This is a genomic window from Chloroflexota bacterium (assembly GCA_016887485.1).
Classification (GTDB): Bacteria; Chloroflexota; Anaerolineae; order Anaerolineales; family Anaerolineaceae; genus Brevifilum.
Genome location: CP069394.1, coordinates 2,466,445 through 2,490,845 on the forward strand (window position 1 = coordinate 2,466,445; position 24,401 = coordinate 2,490,845).

Below are 24,401 nucleotides of genomic sequence, written 5' to 3' on the forward strand. Positions count from 1 at the left end.
AAGTTTGGTCAGGGTGTGGTCTTGTGCCCGTTGTTCTTGGGTGAAAATTCACCCGGGGGCAGAATGGGTTCCCCAGTGGAGGGCCAGACGGGTCTGCCTCGGCTGGAAAGTTCAATTCCCCAGCGGCCCATTGCCCAAAGTTGGGATCGGGTGCACCAGAAACGGACAACGCTGGCATTTTTCTGCTGCCCCTCGGATTCATCAATGTCAATCTCTTTGGCGATCAGGACCATAAGATCTTTTTCGGTGTCATAGCCCAGGCTCAGTTCGCCTACCCGGAAAAGTGGGTCCAGTGGGGGCTCGAGGGTCATTTCATCTTCTTTATAGTTGGGGGAGGCATCCATTATTTCTGGATTCTTCTCCCGAATCTCCGTCATCAGGTTCTCAATCGCGAGCGAGAGGGTTTGCACCTGAAATTTCTCAACCAGGAGGGTGATGACCTGATCTGGGCCTTTCCCCTGAAGGTAAAATATCCGCTCACCGGGTTTCCCGATGGCATCGACTGTGAGCAAGGTGACTGGATTGAGGTCAATTTCAATATACGCCATAAGATGTCCGTTCAAAATGAATGATCTGGTAAAGATTCTACCAGATTGGGGGTCAGATGGCTATTTTGCTAATGTTGGGAAAGAGAACTGTGGATTATTCCAGATAGATAATGTCGATATTGTTTGGCCCCATCATGCCTTCCAAAAGGCTGATCAGCGGTTCGGTAAGCCCGGTGGTGACATTTGGGAAGTTGATTTCGAAGAGATAACCCTTCTCACGCACCCGGAAAGCAAAGGTGTCCCGTCCCGGGCGGGAGATCAGAATATCGTGGATCCGGCGCAGCCGGTTCACATCCTGGCACTTATCGCCGCAGGAGTGGATGGTGATGGTGATACAGCGGGGCTGCTGGTTGGGCTTGGGCAGCGCTTCTGGTTTTTGCAGTGGCGGCCGTACCATGTAATATGGCGAAGGCTCCGGGCGTTCCTGGACCATGACATCGGTCGTAGTCTGAACACTGGCTTGAGCGGTCATGGATGGCCCTGTGGGGACGGTAAAGGTCTTTGGGGCCGGGGTTGTGCCGGGTGAGGCCTGAAGCTGGTTTTCAAAATCCAGGTCCGGGCCAAAATCCGGCATGGGGATGGAGGGCTCCCAGTCCAGTGTGTCATCTTCAGTTTGGACGGGTTTTGATGCTTCCAGTGAAGGAGCAGGTGGGTCATTAGCGGGTGGGTTGGCTTGTGTTTCAGCAGTGGGTTCTGGTGCGGGCTTCACAACTTCAGCAACTGGTTCTTCCGCTTCACCTTCGACTTCTTCAGCCTCTTCAACTTCATCCACCACAGGCTCTGTATCTTCAGCGCCATTTTCGGGCAGGTCGAGATCACCAAAGGGGATGTCCGGGAGGTATTCGTCCAGGAAATCTTCGGCAAGATCGGCAGCGCTGGCTTCAGGTTGGGGAGGCGCTGCAGGCTGGCTGGCGGGCATTGCATCCAACTCGTCCAGGCGCACCGGCACCAGTTTATCGACCAGAATCTTGGGATCACCCTGAGCGCTATCCACTCGGCCTTCCGCAATCAGAACGCTGTCCATTTCGATCAGGGGGTAATACATTTCCCAGGCTTTGGGGAAGATGACCAGATCAAACTTGCCATAGACATCCTCAAGGGTGACAAAGCCCATGCTTTTACCGTTTTTGGTGGTGTGTTGGCGGAACCGGTCCACCATGCCAGCGACCCGAACCTTGTTCTTATCGCTCACTTCGGCGAGCTGATGGGAAAAATGGGTCACCCTTTTGGTGAGGTAGTCCTGATAGGGACGCAGGGGGTGGTTGGAGACATAAAGTCCGAGGAGTTCCCGCTCCCAGTTCAGTTCTTCACGTTGATTGTTGTAAACGGGTTCCGGCAGGATGATTTCATCGCTCATGGCATCTGATGCTTCAAAGAATGACATTTGCCCACATTCTTTTGCCCGGAAAGCGCTGGTGCTTACGGCCATGATCCTTTCCAGTTCCTGCAGCAGGATCTGGCGGGAGCCGAAACGATCCAGCCCACCTACTTTGATCAGGCATTCCATGGGCCGTTTGCCCACCTGACGCAAGTCCACGCGCTTGGCAAAATCAGTCAGATCGGTGAAAGGGCCTTCTTTGCTGGCCGCCATGATCAGGTCAACGGGGTTTTGACCGACGTTCTTGATTGCACCCAGGCCAAATCGGATGGCTGAGGGGCGGTCGTTGTAGTCTTCGATGGTGAAGTCATAACCGCTGGTGTTCACATCCGGCGGCAGGACTTCAATCCCCATCGCCCGGCAGTCCGCCACATAGGTGGCGACCTTGTCGGAGTCGTTCTTCCAGGCCGAGAGCAGGGCAGTCATGTATTCGACCGGGTAGTGGTATTTGAGATAGCCGGTCTGCACGGCGATCACGCCATAATCGGCGGCGTGGCTTTTATTGAAACCGTAACGGGCGAATTCTTCCCAATCGGTGAAGATTTGCTCCGCATTTTCCTGGCTCATCCCCGTATGCTTTTGCGCGCCATCGATGAATTTCTGGCGGTGCATCTCAATTTGTTTAATTTTCTTTTTGGCGATCGCTTTCCGCAGACTGTCCGCATCCCGCGCCTCATAGCCGGCCAGCTTCATGGCTGCCTGCATGATCTGTTCCTGATAAATCGGGATGCCGAATGTATCTTTGAAGATCGGTTCCATGGCAGGGTGGCGATAGGTCGGTTTTTCCTTGCCATGCAAGCGGTTGATGTAATCCGGGATGAACTGCATAGGGCCAGGGCGATAGAGTGCGATCATCGCGATCACATGCGCCAGCTCCCTGGGCTGCATTTCGGTGATATAACGGGTCATCCCCGTACCTTCCAATTGGAACAGGCCGGTGGTATGTCCCTGACTGATGAAATCGTAAATTTCTGACTCGTCCGTTGGGATGGTGCCAAGGTCCAGGCTGACGCCATGCCGGGCTTTGATCAGGTCACAGGCTCGGGACATAATGGTCAGGGTGGTCAAACCCAGGAAGTCCACTTTCAGCAGACCGAGGTGATCCACCACGGACATTTCATATTGGGTGACGGTGTTGACCGGGTTGTCGTCTGATTGGCTGGTGGGCCTGTGAAGCGGGACGTATTCGACGATGGGTTTATCGGTGATGATCACGCCGGCAGCATGCGTTCCCGCGTTGCGGACGGTGCCTTCCATCTTGCTGGCGGTGTCAATCAGTTCTTTATAGAAATTCGCAGCGTTATAGAGCTGCTGCATCTCTTCCGAGGATTCCAGGGTTTCCTGAATGGTCACGGGTTTGCCGGGAATGGCGGGGATCGTCTTGGCGACTTTATCCACTTCGGAGATGGGAATATCCATCACCCGGCCCACGTCGCGGATTGAGCCGCGAGCGCCCATGGTGCCAAAGGTGATGATCTGTGCGACTTTATCCTCACCGTATTTCACGGCGCAATATTGCATCATTTCCGCCCGGCGGTCATCCTGAAAGTCGAGGTCGATATCAGGCATGTTGACCCGGCCCTTTTGAAGGAAGCGCTCGAACATCAGTTCATGTTCGAGGGGGTCGATCATGTTGATATCCATCGCGTAGGCGACCAATGATCCAGCGGCGGACCCACGGGCGTTGTACCAGATGCCCTTTTCCTTGGCGTGGATACAGAGGTCCCACACGATCAGGAAGTAGGCGTCAAAGCCCATGTCGTGGATCACGTCCAACTCATAATTGAGTCGTTCCTGAATTTTCGGATCGCTGGCGTTGTCGCCATAAATTCGTTTCAAGCCTTCATCGCAGATATGCCGCAGGTAGGACTGGGTGGTGAAGCCATCCGGCACGGTGAAGAGCGGCAAATGGTAGCCGGTTGGGTTGAGGTCTACCTCACAGCGTTCTGCAATGCGAACCGTGTTCTCAAGTGCGCCGGGAATATGACCGAAGAGTGCTTGCATTTCCTCGATGGAGCGCAGGTAATAGGAATCGTCATCCATGCGCATCCGCTTGGGGTCCGAAAGCAGGCTGCCGGTTTGAATGGCCAGCAGGACATCCTGCAAACGGGCATCTTCCTGATTGACGTAATGGACGTCATTGGCGGCGATGAAAGGCAGCTTGTATTGATTACCCAGGTTCACCAAGCGTTGATTGGTCTGCGCCAGGCCAGGGATCTTATGCGATTGAAGCTCAATGAAGAAGCGGTCCTCTCCAAACACATCCAGGTACCATCTGAGCTTCTTTTCCGCTCCCTGCAGGTCATCGTTATGAAGGGCGCGGGGGATTTCACCGGAGAGGCACCCGGAAGTGACGATCAGGCCTTCGTTGTGCTTGGCGAGAAAGTCATGGTCGATGCGGGGACGATAGTAGAAACCTTCCAACTGGGAAGCGGAAGCGATCTTGAGCAGGTTTTGGTAGCCTGTCATGTTCTCTGCCAGCAGCAGGAGGTGGGCGGCCCGTTTATCGCGTTGCGAATCCCGGTCCGTCATCCTGCGAGGCGCCAGATAGGTCTCCAACCCGATGATCGGCTTGATCCCTGCGGCGTTGGCAGTATCAAAAAACTCCACCGTTCCGAACATTGTGCCATGATCGGTCAGGGCCACTGCTGGCATACCGAGTTCCTTGGCGCGATTCACCAGGGGTTTGATCTGGCTAAACCCATCAAGAATCGAATATGTGGAGTGCACATGAAGATGGACAAATGACATGCGGATGATTTCTGATCCCACTACTATGGATAAAAAAGGCGTCCTAGGGAAACTTATAGGACGCTCTGTTAGTTAGTATTATAGCATGCAGGATTCTTCAAAGTACAGCACTCTCCTTAAAAATGTTACGTTTTTAAGATTCGAATTCTGAACTTTAAGAGGGCTTAAGATATGATCTTTTATTTATGGAGCTGCCCCATGCCGCTGCGGGTGTAATAGCTGAACTTCTTACCCAACTGACGGCGGCGTTTTCCAATGGCCACTCTGTCACGACCTTCATCCAGCGCTGTGCTGCCTTGCCGGACGGCGCGGTAGATGTCCAATGCCGCTATCAAGCCTGAAAGGGAGAGGATGATCAGAATGATCTCGACCCCCACGCTGGCAATAAACCCGTCGGGAACCACAAGGGGGAGGATGACATAGAGATAGAGGGGATAGGACAGCACGATGAGCAAATGTTGGAGCACCTGGCCCCAAAGATAGCTTCGGGCGCATTTATCACAGACAAAATAGGTTTCCGAGCCAAGTATGGGAGTCGAATCGGCTGAGAATTGCTGTTTGGCGGCTCGTTCCCGGGCATTGCCAACAGGCTCAGTGTAATGGAAATGCCCTTCACCACCGGGCTGGTTTTTCCCGCAGCGCAGGCAGGTTTCGCCCTCTGAGGCGGGTTCACCGGAGGTTCTACCCAGCTTTGCGACGGTCAGCATGGTGAAGACGATGACGGCGAGGGGAGAGGCCACTGCCATAAGTGTTCTGAGAATTGTGAGAAAGAGTGTCATGGAATTTGCCCTTCGGTTGGTTAGTGCAATTCTACCTTAATGTCATTGGGCAAACGGGTGATATTTGGGATTAAAAAACAGCCCCTGAGAAGGGGCTGTCTGTAGTTCAAATGGATTATTTGCGGTTGGTCGCCACGAAGATATAAGGGTTTCGTTTGGTCTCTGAGAAGATATAGGATTTGACAGCGCCCAGGATTTCTTTTTCCAGGGTGCCATTGCCATTCGATTTCTTGACCGTGGCTTTCAGGCGGTTCTTCAATCCTTTATGGATCGATTCGAACTCGTCTTCCAGCATGAAACCGCGGGTGGTGATTTCAGGTTCACCTTTCAGCTGACCGTTCTTGTCATCCACGTCCACGCGGACCATAAGAACGCCATCGCGTCCGAGGGTGTCACGTTCACGGACGATGTCCTGATCGACATCACCCACGCCGCTGCCATCTACAAAGATATAGCCGCCGGGTAGACGTTTGCCCAGTCTCATTTCGCCATTGACGAACTCGATCACCTGGCCATTTTCAACCACTTCAATGTGATCCTTCGCAATGCCGACTTGTTCAGCGAGTTTGGCGGCTTGTTTCAGCATCCGCAGCTCGCCATGCATTGGTATCACGTATTTCGGTTGAACCAGGTTGAGGAGCAATTTGATCTCCTCTTCGCTGGCGTGTCCGGAGACATGCACTGGGGCGATCGATTCGTAGATCACATTAGCGCCGCGGCGGAAGAGGTTGTTGATTGTCCGGTAGACGGATTCTTCGTTGCCGGGAATCGGATGCGATGAGAGCACGATTGTGTCGCCCTCCCGTACATCGAATTTGTGGTTGGTGCCATTCGCCAACCGTCCGAGGATCGAACGGGGTTCACCCTGTGAGCCGGTCACCATCAGGACAACCTGATTGTCTGGCATCGAAAGGGATTTTTCCATAGAAACCACGAGCCGGTCGGGAATATCCACGTAGCCCAGTTCGCTGGCGATTTTGAAGTTATCCACCATGCTGCGTCCGGTGAAGGCGATCTTGCGCCCATTACGCTTGGCGGCATCGGCTACCTGCTGCATGCGGGAGATCAGCGAGGCAAACGTGGCCACGAGCACGCGGCCTTCCGCTTCCTGCATGACCTTATCCAAGGCGGCGTCAATGACGCGCTCGGATTTGGTCCAGCCAGGTTGGGTGGAATTGGTTGAATCGGAGAGCAGGGCTAAAACGCCTCGATTGGCGAAATCCGCCAGCTTGGCATAGTCGGTGGGCCAATTATCCACCGGGGTGTGGTCCAACTTATAGTCGGAGGTGTGAACGATCAGTCCGCCAGGGGTTTCAATCCCCAGCCCGACAGAATCCGGGATGGAGTGGCAGACATGGAAGAATTCAATGTTGAACGCGCCAAGTTGGATCTTGTCACCCGCGTTGATTCGGTTCAGCTCCGCTTTGGTGCTGGGACTGTTTCGTTTTAGTTTGCCTTCAATCAAACCGCAGGTCAGCGGTGTGGCATAGATCGGTGCCTGCACCTCATCCAAAAGGTGCTGGATGGCGCCGGTGTGGTCTTCATGACCGTGGGTAATGATGATCCCGCGGATGCGGTCTCTTTTGGATTTGATGATGTCTGTGAAATCCGGGATGATATAGTCAATCCCGATCATGTCATTTTCAGGGAACATCAGACCCGCATCCACGATGATGACATCTTTGCCATATTCGTAGAGGGTCATGTTCTTCCCAACTTCACCCAATCCCCCGATAGGGATAATTCTTAATATTTTGCTGTTACTCATTTCTTGTTTACTTTCTTTCTTGTACTCCTATGTACAACTAAATAATTTCATTTTGATAAATTTATAAATGGGAAATCCCATTTGAGGTCAATTTAGTGCTTTTAGCGATATTAAAAGCGCCCTGAGGCATCAGGCCAGTCAGGGCGAAGTACTGCTGTTTTTATTTCAGTCAATAATGCCAAAAAACTCATGCTGCCCCCCGTGGGGCAATAAACCTGTCGCATTTCCAGTCTCAGATTGTAACATATATGATAAGGTAAGTCAATTTATTAGAAAAGTTCTAACAAATTATTGATAATCCGTTAAGGCAGCGATTGGGTTGGATTCTGCTTAAATGGGTTGAACATTTTGGATGGATTGTGCTATAATAATGGCCTCAAATGGCCCTCTAGCTCAATTGGTAGAGCAGTTGACTCTTAATCAATTGGTTCGGAGTTCGAGTCTCCGGAGGGTCATTTTGATTTTAAGTGCATGGGGGATGGTGAATTTAGAAGAAGAATTTATTCTGCACCGTGCGAAATTCACCTAGTATGTGAATTATAGGTTTACTAGGCTAAGCTAAATTTAAGATAGAAAAATTATGTTCTAGGATTTGTCAATTATTGGCGCGGTTTTCGCTTTTTCCTTAACAAGAGTAATTGAATTTATGGCGCTTTGTTTTGCTGTGTATGTTTCACTGTTGCAGATGTCTTCACCGTTTGCAGCCACAAATACCCAATAATATTGATTGTTCGAGGCCCGTCTAATCTCAAATTTTTCCATGACAACTCTCTTTTAAAAACCTTCCCTATTGAGAAAACAGGAGTTGAGAACCTATCTTTATCATAATATACAGATTGGGAAGCCCTTTGTCAAATGAAAACTTCTATTTATTTCAACACTCCCGCTCCTTCCAGCGCATCCATCAGCCGCGCATCGGCGCGGGGATCGGTGCCGGTGAAGAAGCCGCTGCCGGGATAGCCCAACGTGATTTGGATCGTGTTACTTTCAGTCAGGAATACCGGATCCATGATCACCACGCCATCAAAACTTTGGGATGAGAGCATTGTCCAAAAGGCCCCGGCATAAATCCGTTCACCCCGAGAGACGATCACAAAGGGGATTCCTGCCACCTGGAAGCCTTCTTCGAGAAGGTCGGTCACTTTTTGAAAGCCCCCATCGGTCAGCTGAAGGGTGTGGGTGCTGTGTTCGTAGCTGACGAGGTCGGCAGTGGTCAGCAGGGGTGTTTCAGCCAGGGTGATGTCATTTAGCGGGGTGTTGATGATATCTGAGCCGTGGGCCTGGCTATCTTCCAGCAAATACAGTTCAAAGGCTTCACCGGTGGTTCCTGTGGCCTGAACGCTGCAGGCGGTAACAACCAGGCTTAGTATAAAGTAAACCATCCATTTGATTTTCATTTTGATCTTCCCTCTGAATTGAATTAGTTTTATGCTTAGCGAAATTAACAATACTACAATTTTAATTTTTTATTGACTGAATCCAATTTTATCCAGGGTCATACTATAATGGCTGTACCAATGTTGAAAAGAGGCGCAAATGCAGTCATTCCATCTTGATCTTGAAAAATTAAAGAAAAACCGGAGGCACCTGGTGTTCACCTATGTCCTCCTGGCGCTGGTCTCACTGGGAATCATCTACATGTACGTGGGCGAAATGCTCTTTGGATCGGTCTGGCTGCTGATCCCCTGTTCGCTGCTGGCTGTGGGCTTGCTGGGGCATGTCGGGCTGACCAAACGGATGAAATTCTGGGATGGATTTGAGCTTACCCTGAATGATGAGGGCCTGACCCGGACCGCACCGAATTCCAAGACTATTGAAGTGAAGAAAGCGGATTTCACCGGTGTACGGGAGATCAAAGAAGGCCTGGTGCTGTCCACGGCTGAAAATAATAATGCAATGCTGGTCCCCAGGCAATTATTCAATAAGGATTACCAAAAGTTAAAAGAAATTTTGGAAAGCTGGCCCGTAAAAGAGGCCTAAGCGGACTGGATCCGTTTCATCATCCGCCAGGCGGGTTCATTAACGCGCTGGATTTTGCCGTTTTCATCCTGGTAGGACCATATCCCAGGTTTTGACCCGATCACCTTATAGCCAAGCCGCTCATAGAGCCGGCGCGCATCAGGGTTCTCTTTGGCAACATTCAATGTTACATAGCGGAATCCTTTTTCAAATAAGTCTTTTTCGACATAGTCCATCAAATAGGACCCAATCCCCTGGTTTCGCCAATGGGATTTGACCCGGAATGCGAAGATATAGGCCCGGGTGAAACCATCGGCGGCATCCCTTTCCCCGCTGCTCAACATCACAAATGCCTGCCCGATAATCTCCTGCAGGGGAATTTCGACCAACCACATCAAGATTTTCTGCTGCTGGCTCTGTCTGAACAGTTGGGCGTACATCCTGCGAAATTTCTGATATTCGCCATCCCATTCCAGGGCGTGCAGGTCAGTTTCCCGCACCGATCGGATATTGAGCGATTGCGGGTTGTATTTAAGTTGGGAAGGAGAAGGTTTGTCCAAGGGTTTTTGCCTATTGGTCAAGACAAAGGTTAGGTGAGTTTGGCCTCGGCGACTAATTTCTCGGCGAGCGCCTGTTCCTGCTCTGGGGTGTGGATCTTGCCGTCCAGCCAGGCATCCCGCAACGCGCTGAGTATGTCGCTGAAGGCAGGTGATGGTGCTAGCCCCATCGCTTTGAGGTCGTTTCCGGTGGTGACCGGTTCGATTGCGGCCCACTGGCTGGCGTAATTCCACAACAGGGTTTTAATACCTTCATCCTGCGTGGATTGGTGGGCGGCATAGATCGCCAGGCGGGGCGCCTCAGCACAGAGGTGCGCAACCTGGCTGGGTTTGGCCTGGTCCAGCTCCGGCAGGGCATGGATCAGCCGGCTGGTGGCCAGGAGCAATTTTTTCAGGTTGGATTTAAACCGCAGCCGGGAGGCAATCGAATGGATGGCGCTCTGCGGCAGCTTCCCGAGCCAGACCTGCCAGCGGAGGACCTGGATCAGGCTGAGGTTGTCCAGCTGTGCGGGCAGTTCCCAGGCCGGGTCAATCTCTGTGAGTTCCACCAGGCCCAGGTTGTGCTGCAGGGTTTCGTCCCAGGACAACTCAGGATGGATCGCGTTTAGAATGCCCAGCTCCGAAAGACGTCGCAGCATCAGGGATGCCTTGGGTTCCGCCAGGATCAGGTTGATCTCATGGCGGATGCGGGCGCCGGTCAGTTTATCCAGCAGCGGTAAACTTTCCGCCATCAAGCTCAAGGTGCGGGGCTCAATTTCAAACCCGAACCGCTGTTCGAAGCGGACCCCTCGCAGCAGGCGGGTGGCGTCATCGACAAACGAGAGCGCATGCAGGACTCGGATTTGTCCTTTGTGCAGGTCGCTCAGTCCGCCCCAGTAATCATAGATCTGACCGAAATGCTCACCGTCCAGCCGCAGGGCGAGGGTGTTAATTGTGAAGTCCCGGCGGTGGAGGTCCATCTTGATGCTGCTGCTTTCCACGGTGGGCAAGGCTGCCGGCTGTTCATAGAATTCCGTCCGAGCGGTGATCAGGTCGAGGCTTTCAGGCAGCAGAGCTGGATCACTTTGCTGATCTGAATCCAATTGGGCTAATAATTTCTCACGAACGCCGTTGATTTCCCATTTGGCGGTCCCAAAACGCCGGTGGACCACCACGCGCCCGCCCCAGTTGGCTGCCAGCTGGTTGGCGAAGAAGATCGCATCGCCTTCCACCACGATGTCAAAATCGAGGCTGGGACGATTGAGCAATAAGTCTCGCACGAAACCGCCCACGACATATATCGGTAAATTAACATTCCCGGCCTCATCGGCCAGGGCTTGCAGCAGTGCCAGCCGGGCAGGGGGAATGGCCTGACCCAGCATTTTCACGATGGCTTCTTGTTCGGGGATGTCGGGCTTGGCAGACAGGGTCTTGATCAGGTCGGTCCGGGTGACGATACCGATCACTTCACCATCGTGATTGACCACCGGCACCTGACCCCAGCCCGTGCTGCCCATCAGGGACTGTAGTTCTTCCAAGGGCGCATCCGGGGTGATCTGCACCGTCCCGGCAGTCATCAGACTGCCGACATTGAGGTCCAGCCCGTGACTGATCGTCCGGTCCACTTCTCGGCGATTGAGCAGGCCCACGACCTTGCCATCTGCCACAACGGGATAGCCTTCATAGCCATAACGCTGCATCAGACGGTTGGCCTCCTTGGCCGGCGTCTCGGGGGAGAGGAGTAGAGGATCGCGGCTCATGATCCCGCCGACAGAAGCCTGGGAGGGGATGTGTTTGCTCAGCCCACTGATCAGCCGCTGATATTGTTCATCGAGGAATTGGAGGGTCTGGGCCTCATCCAAGTGCCCCTCCGGACGGATCAGGGCCGAAGCGGCCCGTTTGTGCCCACCGCCGCCCAGTTCTTCGGCAATCGCGGACACATCCACTCGATCATTGGTGGCGCGGGCCACCAGACGGATACCCTGGGTGGTTGCCACCAGCAATAACAAGGCGTCCGGGTTGAGCACATCACGCAGCTTATGCGCCACGCTGGAAATTTCATCTTTCACATCCAAAGCGTTGGCTTTAGCGGTCAGGATGGTCTGTCCCTCCACGTTGGTGGTTTCGACAGCCCTGAGCAGGCGGTCATAGAGCTCGCGCTGCGATTTGGAGAGCGGGGGGTAGAGGTAGTGGCTGAGGATGTCCGGGTCCGCGCCTTGGGTCAGGCAGAAACTTGCTGCCGTGAGGTCATCGGGGGTGGTGGAGCCATAGGTAAAGGCCCCGGTGTCTTCATAGAGGCCCATTGCCAGGACGTTGGCCTGGACGGGTGTCAGGGTCAGCCCCTTATCTTGGATCAGCGCCACAAGGTGGCTGGTGTTGGCGCCGGACTGCGTCATGTGCAGTTCCCAGGCAGGGTTGATGTCCTCCCGCAGGGGGTGGTGGTCATAGATGACGACTTTGGTTTGTTCACCCATGCCCTTCAATGTGATCAGCGATTGAGTATCCACCAGAAGGATCTCAGTGATCTCCTCTTTAGGCAGGTCTTTTTGTTCAATAAAGGGGAGTTGATCGTCATAGCGCTTGATGAAGCGGCGGCCATTGCGGTTGATAGCGCGCGGCAAGACGGGCAGGGCATCCGGATGTAACAGCCAGGCGCCCAGCAGGGATGCCAGGGCATCCATATCCGCTTGTTCGTGCGTCAATATCACTTTCATGGTCAGTCCAGCCACCAGTAGGCCTGATTATTAGGGTTAAAGAAATTATATACTGTCTGGGCGAGACGTCCAATGACCCGCGCCCCATTGACTTCGTAAAGCCAATCCGATTGATAGACGGAGAGCACGATCACGAAATCTGCATCAGGGGTGTAGATGATTGCAGCGTCTGTGATCGAATGTAATAACCCATCCAGCTCGATCACGTAGCCATATTTATCCGCCACGGTCGCTTCCGGTGGCAGGGTGGTGTCAATGAACTGGAGCGGTTTGAGTTCGGACAGGATGCTCACTATCGTCTGGCATTCACTTTGGGTGATCTCACCGGGGAAGGTCTCAGTCAGCAGGCCGCTGCCATCCGCTGCGCAATGATAGATCCCGGTCATCAGCGTGCCCAGCTCTCCGACGGTGATCTGGTTATAGAGGTCCGGGTCGAGATCAATATCGGTGCGGGTGTTTGCGGGAGTGTCGATCCAGCGTAATAAGGGCGCATCGTAATAGAAATAGCCTGCCAGGAAGGTGCTTTCCATTCCCAGGGCTTCCATATCTTCGGTGACGATCAGCGGTCCCCGGTCTTCATCAAGGTAATACTGCATCAAAGTGTCGGCGGCTGCATTCTCGGAGTTGATGATCATTTCCTCCATCAACCCGATTACGACATCGGGGGTGGGCTCATCCAGATGACGGAAGAGGGAGATGATGATTGGCACCTTGATAGTGCTGGCGCCGGTGGTTGCTATGTTCGGGGTAACATCCACGCCATCCCAGGTGGCAAAGTGCAGGGTTTGCCCGTTTTCCATGGATTGCACATAGACTTCTACCAGCCCGTCGAAACCGGTCCATTCGATATTGTGTTTGAGAAAGGCTTCCAGGGCAGACCAGTCCAGTGAGCCGGTTGCAGCGTTGGTGACGGAGAGGGTGACCTGGTGGATATCGGGGTCCAGCAGGGCGGCGGTGATATCCGTGACCGATTGATCCAGATCCAGCCCGTTGCCGGTTGTGCTCAGGGCGAAGTTGGTGGTGTTGGCGATCGGGGAAAGCGGCGTGCCGGCCTGCGTATAGCGAGGTTCAATTTCATTAGAAAGATAGGCTCGTAATGTTTCAGAATTCACGGTTGCTTCCAGGGGGACAGTGACCGCCTCTGATGAGGCCCGGTTCCAAAGGGACGACCAGTAGCCGCCGGTCTGAACTTCGTTCAGTGCAGTTTGGACGAGAGAGAAAGCATCCATCTCAAATCCCAGGTCAGCGGGGTTAGCTGCAATGGTGTGATCTGCGATAACCAGGTCCAAAGGCAGGCTGTAGACTTCTTCCACTCGGGTGACCGCCGTGGCGGCATCCAACCCGCCCACCGGCACTCCGGCAATGGTGCTGCCGGTTGGGAAGTTGGAGGATTGGCCCTTGAAGCGGGAATATTCAACGATGGTGATGGTCAGGCTGCTGATGAAGAAAAAGATCCCCACCGCGCCCAAAATCCACCATAAGGTTTTGGATTTCATGGATGCTCCTGATTTTCAATCTTGCCCTGATTCTACCATTTAGTCCTGTAGAGGTCAGTAAGGGTGAGAATTTCCCCTTCCCCCTGAAATGTGCTAAATTTAACACTGTGGCTTTGCGCTCCACCTGACATTCAATGCAAGGCCGGGAGGAAAAAATAATGGATAACACAATTAAGAAAGTTGGAAAAGGACTCCTCTGGGGATTGGGCGGGACGGCTGCGGCCCTCCTGACCTCCATTGCCGGATGGATTGTCTACAGCAAGAAATACATCAATCATCATCAAGGCATAACCGGCGCACTCGACGCGGACCTTTTTGAAGTGACGACCCAAAACGCCGGAAGGCTGGGTTATTATGCTGACCTGAGCGGGAAGGGGACTCCCCTGGTCCTGCTGCACAGCATCAACGCTGCCCCCAGCGCGCTGGAGATGAAGCCGATTTTCGACCATTACCGTGGCAAGCGGCCGATCTATGCGCTGGACCTGCCCGGGTTTGGCTTCTCTGATCGCTCCGATCGTCTCTACAGTGCCCGACTCTATCAGGATGCCATTGTGGAATTCATCCGCGAGGTGGTGGGGAAGTCGGCGGATGTTGTGGCGCTCTCCTTATCGTGTGAATTTGCCGCTCTGGCTGCCGTCTACTCACCGGAATGGATCCGATCCCTGGTGATGATCTCACCTACCGGTTTCAAGCAGCCCCGCACGGATAAGATCAGCCAGCGGGCACGTCAACATGGCGCTCAAAGCCAGGTTTATGCCGGATTGGCCGTTCCGCTTTGGAATCGACCGTTCTATGATCTCGTTTCCAGCCGGCCCAGTATTCAACATTTCCTCAATCTGAGTTTTGAGGGTTATGTGCCGCCCAGTTTTGTGGATTATGCCTATGTGACTGCTCACCAACTGGGCGCGCAATATGCACCGACTTACTTCCTGAGCGGGAAACTGTTCACTCCCGCGGTCCGGGAAACGGTTTACAAGGTTTTGGAACAACCCGTGTTGGTAATCTATGATCAGGACCCCTATACCAACTTTGAGATGCTGCCGGGCATGCTGCAGGAAAAGGAAAATTGGCGGGCGGAGCGGATTCCACCCACCCGAGGGCTCCCGCATTGGGAACAGCCCGAAAAGACCTTCAGTGCTCTGGAAGCGTTCTGGAAAGAACTGTAATTCAGATTGAGTGATATGAAACCGCTGCGTTTGAAGTGCCTTGCCTGTGACGTGCTGGCTCGCCCGGTTTATTTGGCAGCTGCACGGTCACCGCAGATCGTGGACGTTTCCCTGCGCCATTACGGCCTGCACCGGACGCCCGCGAAACTGCGCCGGTCGCTCCAGGAGGAGATTGACCGGACCACGGCAGGGGAGGGCTATGACGCCATTGTGCTGGCCTATGGGCTGTGCGGCAAGGCAACCGATGGCCTGCGGGCTGGTGAGCTTCCCCTGGTGCTGCCAAGGGCGCATGACTGCATTACGCTCTTTTTAGGCTCCCGGGGCCGCTATGACGCTCAGTTCCAGTCCTGCCCAGGCACCTACTGGTATGTGCAGGATTTTGTTGAACGGGCGGATAGCGAGTCGGGGGTGCTCTCAATTGGCGCAATGAGCAGCGCAGACACGGACACGATCTATGCGGAATATGTCGAGAAATACGGTCAGGATAACGCTGATTACCTGATGGAGACGATGTCCGCGTGGCAGGCGCATTATGAACGGGCGGGATATATTGAGATGGGCGCTCCGGATGAGCGCCTGGCCCTGGCCAAGGCTCAGCAGGACGCGGCCGAGAATGGCTGGCGGTTTGAGAAGCTGGCAGGGGATTTGGTGTTGATCCGGAAACTGTTGAATGGCGAGTGGGATGAGGATTTTTTGTCTCTGAAGCCCGGTCAGCAAATTCAGATGGTCGGTGGGGATGAGATCATTTCAGCGATAAATTAGCCCGGTCAATCACTAAGGTAACTAAAAACAGCCCGCATCATGCGGGCTGTTTCTCTTTGGATAAATTGGTTTACTCAAACATCTTTTCGAGGATCGGTTCCAGCATGGAGAGACCGGCATTCCCGGCCGCCCGACGCTTGAGCAGACCTTCACTGTCGAAGATGAAATAAGCCGGCCAAAGGTCGTTGTCGAACGCTTTCTTGACCAGGTGCTTATTATCTATTCCACAGGGTTCCACGATTCCGTATTCTTTGAGCGCTTCTTTGACCTTTTCCACATCCGTGTCGGATTTCATCCGGGGGCAGTGGATGGCGATCATGTTCAACCCCTTGGGGCCGAATTTCTCTCGCCAGGCCTGAAGCTTGGGCATATTATCATGGCAGATATGGCAGCTGACGGCCCAGAAGTAAACCAGCAAGGGCTTCCCCTTGAGGGCTTCCAGATCCGGCTCACTATTCAGCCATTCCGTGACCCCTTCAAGTGGGGGCATCGGTGTTTTTAGGCGCATCGGCATGATTTGGCTCCGTTCTACAGCAGATCGTCGCCGGGTTCCCAGTCAGCGCCGCAAAGCCCACCGGCTTGCAGGCCTTCCAGGACGCGAAGGGTTTCATCGACACTGCGGCCGATATTAAGGTTATGGACCACGGAATATTGCAGCACGCCTTCGGGGTCAATGATGAAGAGACCGCGCAGTGCGATGCCTTCTTCTTCCACCAGCACACCGTAGGCTTCAGCTACTTCGTGGGTGCGATCGGCAGCGAGGGGATACTTGGTGCCCATGATGCCGTTCTTGTCCAGCGGGGTGTTCAACCAGGCTTTGTGCGAGTGCACGGAGTCGGTGGAGACGCCGAGGATATCAGCGCCAACCTCGAGAAATTCTTCATAGCGATCGGAGAGCGCCAGGATTTCGGTGGGGCAGACGAAGGTGAAGTCTTCAGGGTAGAAGAAGAGGATCAGCCATTTTCCCTTGTAGTCATCCAGGGTAGCGACCTCATCCAGAGTGTCTATGTTTTTGGTGGTGCGCATCTCGAAATAAGGAGCGGGTTTGCCAACTTTTGCATAATCAAATAGTTCCATCGGGTATTCCTCCATTTTTGCAAATAACCTTTCTTATTTATATTGGTTATAAGATTATACCCAAATTAGACCTTAATTGTAAGGTTCAGCGCTTCTCACATTGCCCATTTGATTCACACTGATGGTCCAGGTGCTACCGAGTTCGGCTTGGAGGAAGAGATCCACGTCATCGGTATAGTAGGTGTATTCTTCACCATCAGCTCTGAAGGTGATGGCGTAGTCTTCGCTATTCCCTGCTTCACGAACGCCATCATCGAGAGAAACGCTGGGCCAATAAGGAACCAGGTCTCGCCCGGAGATCGTTACTGGGTCGAGCGCCACCCAGGCCCAGGCTTGATATTCGCAATATTCGTCATAGACTTCATAGACACAGTCCTGAACCACTTCGCCCACACCTGTGCCGGTATCGACCACATATTCATCACCGCAGACCTCGGTGGCATTAACAACCGGGTCTTCGGAGATATAGCGATAATTCTGAGAGGTTGCTGTCACAACGGCATCACTGGGGAGTTCGTCGCACCAGTCACTGTCGATGACTTCCTGGTAGGACTCAACCTGGATGCTGCGTTCCCAATAGAGGTCCGAAACGGTTGCTGTGGTGGCATCGGTTTTATTGAGCCAGCTTAGGATCAGGATTCCGGCCAAACAGAGCACTGCGATGACAACCACCGCAATGATGATACCTTTCTTATTCATGGGTTTAGCAGGCTGCTTGAATCCACTGGCAGTGGAAGGACGGGAAGCTGGCACGGGCTGCGGCTTTTCAGCTTCGGCCTTGGCCTCACTTGCGGTTTGAACTTTCCCGCCGGTCGCCCGCAGTTTGCCGCCCTGGCCCAGTTCGCCGCCGCAGTTGCTGCAGAGGGTGGCTGTGCCGGGGTTGCGAGTGCCGCACCAGGGGCAGTGGATGTCCGGCCCGGCCTTGGCCATCCGGATCAGGGCTTCATCCTTGATGAAGTTGAATTGTTCTTCATCTACCCGCAGGAATTTCACATCTTCCGGCTGGGGAGCGCCGCACGCAGTACAGGATTTGATGGGGCCGGGATTTTGAGTACCGCAGGATGGGCAGTCCCAAATTAAGGGGACAAAACCAAGTGATTTTCGGGCCATGATTCCTCCAAAGGCTCAATGTTTTTATTATGACGAGTTCCCTTTTATTATAGGGAAAGTCCGGATAAAAATCTACCAAGATTATCTCATTAATGCGTCAAAAATCCGTGGGTGGACTTCACCCGCGCATGATAACATTAGTTCATGATTCGAATTCGTCTTGATAAAGTGACTTTTTCTTATCCCGCCAAGCCGATCTTCCGGGAAGCGTCCTGCGAGCTTCAGGAAGGCTGTTATGGCGTGATCGGCCCGAATGGCAGCGGCAAAACGACCTTGTTGAAGCTGATCCTGGGCGAATTAAAACCGGATTCGGGTTTTCTCCTGCGGGATAAGGGTCTGACGGTGGCCTACATGGCTCAGGATCTTGACCTTGACCCGGCCCTGACGGCTTATGAGGCGGCGCGGGAGGGGGCGCATCAGGTATTGGCGCTTGAAGAGGAACTGGCCGCGCTGGAAAAACAGTTTGCTGATCCGGTAGTCTATGGCAGTGAGAAACGCCTGGCAAAGTTAATTGACCGGCAGGAAGCTCTCCTGGCACGTTTCGCTGAACTGGGCGGCCCAGGTTTGGAAGGTCGGATTCGCACGCTGCTGGCTTCGATTGGTTTTGAAGCGCATGAATTGGAACTGCCGGTTGCCAACTTGAGCGGCGGGCAGAAGAAGCTCCTCGGGTTGGCCAAGATCATCATCGGGCGGCCGGATATCCTCCTGCTGGATGAGCCGGATAACCACCTGGACCTGGATGGTAAGGCGATGCTCCAGCGGCTGATCGAGGACTTCTCCGGGACGGTTGTGATCGTTTCGCATGACAGATACTTCCTCGATATGGTCGTTGATGCCATTCTCGAGGTTGATTTGGGGAGAATCGCGCAGTTCCCGGGAAATTATTCGGAATATATGTTTGATAAGCAAATCCGGCTAGCCAAACAGGCGGAGCGCTTCCAGGCCCAACAAAAGGAAATCTCCCGGCTGGAACAGGCGGCCAAGCGGCTCCTGATGTGGGGCAAGGTCTATGACAATGTCAAATTCTCCAACCGGGGAAAGGCGATTCTCAAACGGCTGGATAAGATGGACCGGATTGAGAAGCCAATTTTGGAACGAGACCAGATGGAGATCAGCCTGGGTGGCTGGCGCGGCAGTGAGAAGGTGCTGGAAGTTAGCGAGTTGAGCAAGGGCTTCCCATCACCCGAAAGTACTCACCAGGCTGTGCTGGAGGCTATCAACCTTTTGCTGCGCTATGGTGACCGGGTGGGGATGATCGGCCCGAATGGGGTGGGGAAATCGCTGCTGGTCAGGATCATTCTCGGCCAGGAGCAACCCGATTCCGGTGAAGTTGTTTTGGGGCCCAGTATCAAGGCGGGTTATTACGCCCAGGAATTCGAAACTCTTGACCCCAAGCTCAGCCTGCTGGAAACCATCTGCAAAGCCGGCAATTTTTCAGAATCGCGCGGGATTGCGTTCTTGAAGAAATATCTCTTTGACTATGACCAGCGGGACACAGCAGTGGGCTCGCTATCGGGTGGGGAACGGGCCAGGTTGCAGATTGCCCTGATCACCCTGACCGGGTCAAACTTCCTGCTGTTGGATGAGCCGACCAATCACCTGGATATCCCCTCTTGTGAGGTGCTGGAAGATGCTTTATTAGCTTTTGACGGCACGATTTTAGCCATCTCACATGACCGCTACTTTTTGGATCGGATTGCCAACCGAATTGTGGCCTTGCAGGGGGATGGCGTGGAAGAATATTTTGGAAATTATTCGGACTACGAATCTTATCGCCGGCACGCGGGAGAATAGTCTCCCTTTGGCGAAAGACCTTCTCTGTGTTAATTAAAATGGGGACCGCCAGGGACGCCGACCCTGGCGGTCATCAGAAGGAGAAGAAAAGTGTCTTAGCTACCTGTATATTACCAAATAACCGGCATAATTACTTGACGCTTACCCTACGATCGCCCTACAAATGATCTGTGTTCCAGAAGAACAAAAAACGCCAGGCTCTAACTTCAGCCTGGCGCTTGTGATATTGGTGAATCTACGTTATTCGTAGCGCAGGGCCTCCACCGGGGCCAGGGAAGCCGCCCTGTTGGCGGGGTAATAGCCAAAGAAGATGCCCACCGCCGCCGAGAAGAGGGTGGCCAGCAGAATGGAATTTAGAGTAACGTTGATATCCAGAATTGTGCCGGATTGAACGGCGATCTGGCTGACAACCAGGGAGATTCCCCAGCCCAGGGCAATCCCTAAAAGGCCGCCGATCATACTCAGCAGCACCGATTCGGTCAGGAATTGAGTCAGGATATCGATCTTGCGAGCTCCCAGCGCTTTGCGTAGCCCGATTTCACGGGTGCGTTCGGTGACGGAGACCAGCATGATGTTCATGATTCCAATGCCGCCCACCAGGAGGGAGATTGCACCGATCCCACCCAGGAAGATTGTCAGGACGTTGGTGATTGACGCTGCCACGGCCAGAAAGTCCTGCTGGTTCAGGATGGTGAAATCGTTTGGACTACGAGGTGGGATCCGATGGGTGGAACGCAGCACCGTTGTGATCTGGTCAATGGCTGCGTCGGCATCTTCTGCCTGAGCCACCGAGATCAGGATATATTGCACTGAGTTGGATGAACCGCTGCGGGGGAGCCGGGTTTGGGCGGTGGAAATGGGGATATAGATATTGTTATCCGGATTATTAAAAGCGCTGCCACCTTTGGCCTCGGTCACGCCTACCACCCGGTATGGGTAGCCGCCGATTCGCACGGTTTGCCCGACCACGCCACTGCTGCGACCGATCAGGGTTTCCGCAATTTGTGGTCCCAGAACCACGACCGCGCTGCGGCCTTCAACCTGGGATTCGGTGATAAATTCACCCTCCGCCATGGTGATGTTCTGGACGAATTGATAGTCCGGGGTGATGCCGGAGATGGAAGACTCAACACCCACATCGCTGTAGGAGATCTCACTGGCGCCGGAGACCACTGGTGCAACGTAAGCGATCTTGGATGTCCGAGAAGAACTCGCCAGCGCTTCTGCGTCCCGCAGGGTCAGGTCTTCAGGATTGGTCACGTCCTCTTCGTCGTTGCCTTTGAGGATGTAGATGACGTTGGTGCCAATGCTTTCAATCTCACCAGTGATCGAATCCCCGGCGCTCTGGCCGATTGACAGCAGGGCGATCACGGATGCGACACCGATTACGATGCCCAGTATGGTCAGCAGGGAACGCATTTTATTGGAGCTGAGGCTTTGCATGGCCTCTTTGAGGTTGAGGAAGAAATTCATGCCAGAACCTCCTCTTTTTCAATCAGGCCGTCTCGCAGGTGGATCACCCGTTGGGCGATTTGGGCGACTTCCGGATCGTGAGTCACGATTATCAGGGTTGTCCCTTTGTTTTGGTTCAAATCCAGCAGGAGCTTTTTAATCTCGTCGCCAGAGGTGGAATCCAGGTTGCCGGTGGGTTCGTCCGCCAGGATGATGGCCGGGTTGTTGACCAGTGCCCGGGCAATTGCCACGCGCTGCTGCTGGCCGCCGGAAAGCTCGTTGGGTTGGTGGGTGATTCGGTCGCCCAGTCCCACGGCTTCAAGCGCTTCTCGGGCCAGTTCGGAGCGTTCAGTGGTGATGCCGGCATAGCGCAGGGGAAGTTCTACATTCGCCAGAGCGGTGGCCCGGGCAAGCAGATTGAACTTTTGGAAAACGAAACCGATCTTCTGATTGCGGACCAGGGCCAACTGGTCATCCTTCAGAGTGGAGACCAGCTCGCCTTCCAGGAAATAGTTTCCGTCTGTGGGATTATCCAAGCAGCCGATCATGTTCATCAACGTGGATTTTCCCGAACCGGAGGGACCCATGATGGCGAGCACTTCACCGCGCTGAACGGAGAAGCTCACGCCCCGCAGGGCATGGACTTCGATTTCGCCCATCTGGTAGACCTTGGTCAGATCTTCGACTCGGATGACTTCATCTTGCTTCGTCATATGAATCTCTAATCTCCAAAGCCCTGGAATCGACTGCCAGGGCCGAAAGGCATATTCCCGGTCAGTTCATCGGGGGGATTGATCACGATCAATTCGCCTTCTTCGATATCGGCACTGAGGACTTCGCTGTAGTTGTCGGAATAGCCGCCGAGGGTGACGGGTACTGCTACATACGTGCCATCCCGTTTGACAAAGACGCTTTCCTGGTTATCAACGATCACAATGGCGTCATTGGGGATGACAAAAACATCGTCTTTTTCTTCCACGATGATATTCACGGCTGCTGTCATGCCGGGTTTAATCCGGCCGTCGGTGTCGCCATTCATTTGGATGCGGACGTTATATTCCACCACGCCCTGCACGGAGCTGCCAACCGGTGAAATTTGAATCACATGTCCGGAGAAAGTTTCGTCATAATAGGCATCAAAGACCAATTCGGCGGGTTGATCAACAGCCACCAGGGGGATATCCACCTCGGAAATCTGGACATCCAGATAGAGGTTGGAAAGGTCATCCAACTGAGCTGCCTTGGTGCCGGCCTGGACGAGGTCGCCTTCCTGAACGGGCAGGGCTGTGATCACGCCGTCAAAGGGTGCTTTCACCAGCAGGCTGTCGGCGCGGTTTTGTGCCATAGCCAGCTGCGTTTCCATAATGGTAACCCGATCGGGATCGGGACCTTCAGTCAGGATATCCACCTGCTCCTGCAGGTCGGCCACTTTGGCCTCAGCTAGCTGGATTTTTAATTCGGCTTCGGCAATTTCTGTTTCGGTATATCCGGCATTGCAGTAATCGAGATTTGCCTGGGCAGTATTCACGGCCTGGAGGGTATCCGCATTTTGGCGGTATTTATAAATGGTTTCGGCCTGATCGAGGTCGTCTTCAAGGTCCTGAATGCGCTCATCGGTGCAGCGCTGATAGTTCATGATCTCGCGATCGGTTGAGAGGTCATCCAGATCCTCTTGGGCGTTGAGCAGGTCCAGCTTGGCCTGGGCCAGGTCGGATTGCCAGTTCTCGTTGAGGTTGTCCAGGTTATTCTGGGCGTTGATCACGTCAATTTGGGCCTGGAGGACATCCACTGAAACAGATTCCGGATCAAGGCTCATCAGGATGTCATCTTTTTGCACTTCCTGGCCCAGGGAGACATAAACCTCACCGATTATTCCGCTGGTGGACCAGGTCAAAACGGCTGATTGGGAAGGTTCAACGGTTCCCGTTCCGTAAATATTGGCATCTAGATTCTGGCGTTGATATGGTTCGGTTTCCAATCCAGCGAAAAGTTCGGTCGCGGCCTGCTGGGCCCGCCAGATGCTAATTCCAGCAATGATGATCACAACTGCGATAACAACCAGTGCGATCCACAGTCCACGACGGCGTTTTTTATTTTTATTTTGAGTTTCAGACACGTTCTGCCTCCACAATATGCAAGAAAAATTAAATCTTTATTTTGTCCAACAAGAATAATATTTTAAAAACAGATCATTATTATATTGATTGAGTATAAGAATTGTAACAGCGCGTACAAGGTTTCTGTAAATGTTTTGTAAAAGACGATTGGAAATTGATTAACCTTATACTGTTGATGCGATGATGGAAAATTTCCAGCAGTTGTTCATCCATGGTGCGCTAAACTCAATCATTATTGAGCCATCCCCAGATGGATAAACAAATTAGTGTAATTGCGCTTTGGCGTTTTCCCAGACGGTATCAAACATCGCTTCGGTCAGCCGCCCTGTGAGGGTGTTTTGCTGGCTGGGGTGATAGGAACTCAGCAGCCAGGGCAGTCCTTCACCGAGCTGGTTGAGGGTGTTATGCCCGAAGTCCATTTTCGGCAGCTCTACGCCCTGCATCTTGTACATCCTGCGAATGCCATCAAATGCGATCCGTCCCAGGGCGACATATCCCTGAAGATATGGTAGGCGCTCTACCTCATCTGCCATCCAGGGCAGGCAGGTTTTGATTTCAGTTATGTTGGGCTTGTTCTTGGGCGGCACGCAGCGGCAAATAGCGGTGATGAAAAGGTCTTTGAGCACCAGGCCATCTTCCGGATCATCACCGTTTGGCTGGTTCGCCAAACCAGCACGAAAGAGGGCTGGATAGAGGAACTTTCCGCTGGCATCTCCGGTGAACATCCGCCCGGTTCGATTGGAGCCATGTGCGCCGGGTGCCAGGCCTACGACCACCATCCGTGCGTTGGAGTCGCCAAATCCCGGGACCGGTTTCCCCCAATAAGGCTCGTTGATAAAGGCTTTGCGCTTGGTTTGGGCGACTTCCTCCCGCCAGGCGACCAGACGGGGGCACTGACGGCAGGTGATGATCTCATTTTCCAGTTCTTGCAGGGTGGTGGTCATGGAGTTAATTCTACTGGAGAATTTACTGAGAAGAACTGGATTCGGGCTGA

Annotated in this window: 20 protein-coding genes and 1 tRNA gene; 5 read left to right on the top strand and 16 right to left on the bottom strand. The window is 53.4% G+C overall.

What is annotated here, in order from left to right; genetic code table 11:
* Window positions 1–8: 8 nt before the first annotated feature.
* The 4 genes from JR338_11230 to JR338_11245 form a co-directional block, all read right to left on the bottom strand.
* Window positions 9–548: a DUF3090 family protein gene (locus JR338_11230; protein QRN82972.1), complete on the bottom strand. Its 540-nt coding sequence runs from the start codon at window positions 546–548 to the stop codon at window positions 9–11.
* Between the two features lie 94 nt (window positions 549–642).
* Window positions 643–4,677 (bottom strand): DNA polymerase III subunit alpha, encoded by a 4,035-nt coding sequence (locus JR338_11235; protein ID QRN82973.1) that lies wholly within the window; start codon window positions 4,675–4,677, stop codon window positions 643–645.
* Window positions 4,678–4,856: 179 nt separating this feature from the next.
* Window positions 4,857–5,423 (bottom strand): hypothetical protein, encoded by a 567-nt coding sequence (locus tag JR338_11240; GenBank protein ID QRN82974.1) that lies wholly within the window; start codon window positions 5,421–5,423, stop codon window positions 4,857–4,859.
* A 148-nt stretch (window positions 5,424–5,571) separates the two neighbouring features.
* Entirely contained in the window at window positions 5,572–7,224 is a 1,653-nt protein-coding gene (locus tag JR338_11245) for a ribonuclease J (protein QRN82975.1), read from the bottom strand.
* Between the two features lie 382 nt (window positions 7,225–7,606).
* Between JR338_11245 and JR338_11250 the strand changes: the two genes are divergently transcribed.
* Window positions 7,607–7,679 (top strand) — tRNA-Lys (locus JR338_11250).
* Window positions 7,680–7,809: 130 nt separating this feature from the next.
* Here the strand turns inward: JR338_11250 and JR338_11255 are convergent.
* Both JR338_11255 and JR338_11260 read right to left on the bottom strand, forming a co-directional pair.
* Entirely contained in the window at window positions 7,810–7,986 is a 177-nt protein-coding gene (locus JR338_11255; GenBank protein ID QRN82976.1) for a DUF1508 domain-containing protein, read from the bottom strand.
* A 107-nt stretch (window positions 7,987–8,093) separates the two neighbouring features.
* The gene (locus JR338_11260) at window positions 8,094–8,621 is read right to left on the bottom strand and encodes a hypothetical protein (protein QRN82977.1); all 528 of its coding nucleotides are present in this window, start codon (window positions 8,619–8,621) and stop codon (window positions 8,094–8,096) included.
* A gap of 139 nt (window positions 8,622–8,760) precedes the next feature.
* On the opposite strand from JR338_11260, the gene JR338_11265 reads away from it, so the two are divergent.
* Window positions 8,761–9,204, top strand: a complete 444-nt coding sequence (locus JR338_11265) for a hypothetical protein (protein QRN82978.1) — start codon at window positions 8,761–8,763, stop codon at window positions 9,202–9,204.
* On the opposite strand, the gene JR338_11270 is transcribed toward JR338_11265, so the two are convergent.
* Genes JR338_11270 through JR338_11280 form a run of 3 tightly spaced genes read right to left on the bottom strand, consistent with a single transcriptional unit; the run spans window position 9,201 to window position 13,929 of the window.
* On the bottom strand, window positions 9,201–9,743 hold the full coding sequence (locus JR338_11270) for a GNAT family N-acetyltransferase (GenBank protein QRN82979.1): 543 nt from the start codon (window positions 9,741–9,743) through the stop codon (window positions 9,201–9,203). The two genes, JR338_11265 and JR338_11270, sit on opposite strands and share 4 nt — an antisense overlap.
* A 29-nt stretch (window positions 9,744–9,772) precedes the next feature.
* Window positions 9,773–12,433 (bottom strand): CBS domain-containing protein, encoded by a 2,661-nt coding sequence (locus tag JR338_11275; GenBank protein ID QRN82980.1) that lies wholly within the window; start codon window positions 12,431–12,433, stop codon window positions 9,773–9,775.
* A gap of 2 nt (window positions 12,434–12,435) precedes the next feature.
* Window positions 12,436–13,929 carry a serine hydrolase gene (locus tag JR338_11280; GenBank protein ID QRN82981.1) on the bottom strand — a complete coding sequence of 498 codons (1,494 nt, stop codon included), beginning with the start codon at window positions 13,927–13,929 and terminating at the stop codon, window positions 12,436–12,438.
* Window positions 13,930–14,087: 158 nt separating this feature from the next.
* On the opposite strand from JR338_11280, the gene JR338_11285 reads away from it, so the two are divergent.
* Both JR338_11285 and JR338_11290 read left to right on the top strand, forming a co-directional pair.
* A complete protein-coding gene (locus JR338_11285; protein ID QRN82982.1) occupies window positions 14,088–15,095 on the top strand; it encodes an alpha/beta hydrolase in 1,008 nt (335 codons plus the stop codon).
* A gap of 6 nt (window positions 15,096–15,101) precedes the next feature.
* A complete protein-coding gene (locus JR338_11290) occupies window positions 15,102–15,857 on the top strand; it encodes a DUF1638 domain-containing protein (GenBank protein ID QRN82983.1) in 756 nt (251 codons plus the stop codon).
* 70 nt (window positions 15,858–15,927) lie between these two features.
* On the opposite strand, the gene JR338_11295 is transcribed toward JR338_11290, so the two are convergent.
* The 3 genes from JR338_11295 to JR338_11305 all read right to left on the bottom strand — a co-directional run bounded on the left by JR338_11295 (window position 15,928) and on the right by JR338_11305 (window position 18,044).
* On the bottom strand, window positions 15,928–16,371 hold the full coding sequence (locus JR338_11295) for a redoxin domain-containing protein (GenBank protein ID QRN82984.1): 444 nt from the start codon (window positions 16,369–16,371) through the stop codon (window positions 15,928–15,930).
* 14 nt (window positions 16,372–16,385) lie between these two features.
* Window positions 16,386–16,934: a peroxiredoxin gene (locus JR338_11300; protein ID QRN82985.1), complete on the bottom strand. Its 549-nt coding sequence runs from the start codon at window positions 16,932–16,934 to the stop codon at window positions 16,386–16,388.
* A 72-nt stretch (window positions 16,935–17,006) separates the two neighbouring features.
* A complete protein-coding gene (locus JR338_11305) occupies window positions 17,007–18,044 on the bottom strand; it encodes a zinc ribbon domain-containing protein (GenBank protein QRN82986.1) in 1,038 nt (345 codons plus the stop codon).
* Window positions 18,045–18,188: 144 nt separating this feature from the next.
* Between JR338_11305 and JR338_11310 the strand changes: the two genes are divergently transcribed.
* The gene (locus JR338_11310) at window positions 18,189–19,838 is read left to right on the top strand and encodes an ABC-F family ATP-binding cassette domain-containing protein (GenBank protein ID QRN82987.1); all 1,650 of its coding nucleotides are present in this window, start codon (window positions 18,189–18,191) and stop codon (window positions 19,836–19,838) included.
* Window positions 19,839–20,078: 240 nt separating this feature from the next.
* Here the strand turns inward: JR338_11310 and JR338_11315 are convergent, their stop codons facing one another.
* The 4 genes from JR338_11315 to JR338_11330 form a co-directional block, all read right to left on the bottom strand.
* Window positions 20,079–21,311 carry an ABC transporter permease gene (locus JR338_11315; GenBank protein ID QRN82988.1) on the bottom strand — a complete coding sequence of 411 codons (1,233 nt, stop codon included), beginning with the start codon at window positions 21,309–21,311 and terminating at the stop codon, window positions 20,079–20,081.
* Complete coding sequence (locus JR338_11320; protein QRN82989.1) at window positions 21,308–22,003, bottom strand: ABC transporter ATP-binding protein; 696 nt, start codon at window positions 22,001–22,003, stop codon at window positions 21,308–21,310. Before JR338_11320 ends, JR338_11315 begins: the two co-directional genes overlap by 4 nt.
* An 8-nt stretch (window positions 22,004–22,011) precedes the next feature.
* The gene (locus JR338_11325; GenBank protein ID QRN82990.1) at window positions 22,012–23,406 is read right to left on the bottom strand and encodes an efflux RND transporter periplasmic adaptor subunit; all 1,395 of its coding nucleotides are present in this window, start codon (window positions 23,404–23,406) and stop codon (window positions 22,012–22,014) included.
* Window positions 23,407–23,670: 264 nt separating this feature from the next.
* Window positions 23,671–24,351 (bottom strand): uracil-DNA glycosylase, encoded by a 681-nt coding sequence (locus JR338_11330; protein QRN82991.1) that lies wholly within the window; start codon window positions 24,349–24,351, stop codon window positions 23,671–23,673.
* Between the last annotated feature and the right edge of the window lie 50 nt (window positions 24,352–24,401).

Bases quoted from the DNA above. Each gene is read 5' to 3' on its own strand.
- JR338_11265 (QRN82978.1), top strand. From the start codon at position 8,761: ATGCAGTCATTCCATCTTGATCTTGAAAAATTAAAGAAAAACCGGAGG.
- JR338_11280 (QRN82981.1), bottom strand. From the start codon at position 13,929: ATGAAATCCAAAACCTTATGGTGGATTTTGGGCGCGGTGGGGATCTTT.
- JR338_11275 (QRN82980.1), bottom strand. From the start codon at position 12,433: ATGAAAGTGATATTGACGCACGAACAAGCGGATATGGATGCCCTGGCA.
- JR338_11285 (QRN82982.1), top strand. From the start codon at position 14,088: ATGGATAACACAATTAAGAAAGTTGGAAAAGGACTCCTCTGGGGATTG.
- JR338_11230 (QRN82972.1), bottom strand. From the start codon at position 548: ATGGCGTATATTGAAATTGACCTCAATCCAGTCACCTTGCTCACAGTC.
- JR338_11240 (QRN82974.1), bottom strand. From the start codon at position 5,423: ATGGCAGTGGCCTCTCCCCTCGCCGTCATCGTCTTCACCATGCTGACC.
- JR338_11235 (QRN82973.1), bottom strand. From the start codon at position 4,677: ATGTCATTTGTCCATCTTCATGTGCACTCCACATATTCGATTCTTGAT.
- JR338_11315 (QRN82988.1), bottom strand. From the start codon at position 21,311: ATGAATTTCTTCCTCAACCTCAAAGAGGCCATGCAAAGCCTCAGCTCC.
- JR338_11305 (QRN82986.1), bottom strand. From the start codon at position 18,044: ATGGCCCGAAAATCACTTGGTTTTGTCCCCTTAATTTGGGACTGCCCA.
- JR338_11330 (QRN82991.1), bottom strand. From the start codon at position 24,351: ATGACCACCACCCTGCAAGAACTGGAAAATGAGATCATCACCTGCCGT.
- JR338_11310 (QRN82987.1), top strand. From the start codon at position 18,189: ATGATTCGAATTCGTCTTGATAAAGTGACTTTTTCTTATCCCGCCAAG.
- JR338_11295 (QRN82984.1), bottom strand. From the start codon at position 16,371: ATGCCGATGCGCCTAAAAACACCGATGCCCCCACTTGAAGGGGTCACG.
- JR338_11320 (QRN82989.1), bottom strand. From the start codon at position 22,003: ATGACGAAGCAAGATGAAGTCATCCGAGTCGAAGATCTGACCAAGGTC.
- JR338_11300 (QRN82985.1), bottom strand. From the start codon at position 16,934: ATGGAACTATTTGATTATGCAAAAGTTGGCAAACCCGCTCCTTATTTC.
- JR338_11245 (QRN82975.1), bottom strand. From the start codon at position 7,224: ATGAGTAACAGCAAAATATTAAGAATTATCCCTATCGGGGGATTGGGT.
- JR338_11255 (QRN82976.1), bottom strand. From the start codon at position 7,986: ATGGAAAAATTTGAGATTAGACGGGCCTCGAACAATCAATATTATTGG.
- JR338_11260 (QRN82977.1), bottom strand. From the start codon at position 8,621: ATGAAAATCAAATGGATGGTTTACTTTATACTAAGCCTGGTTGTTACC.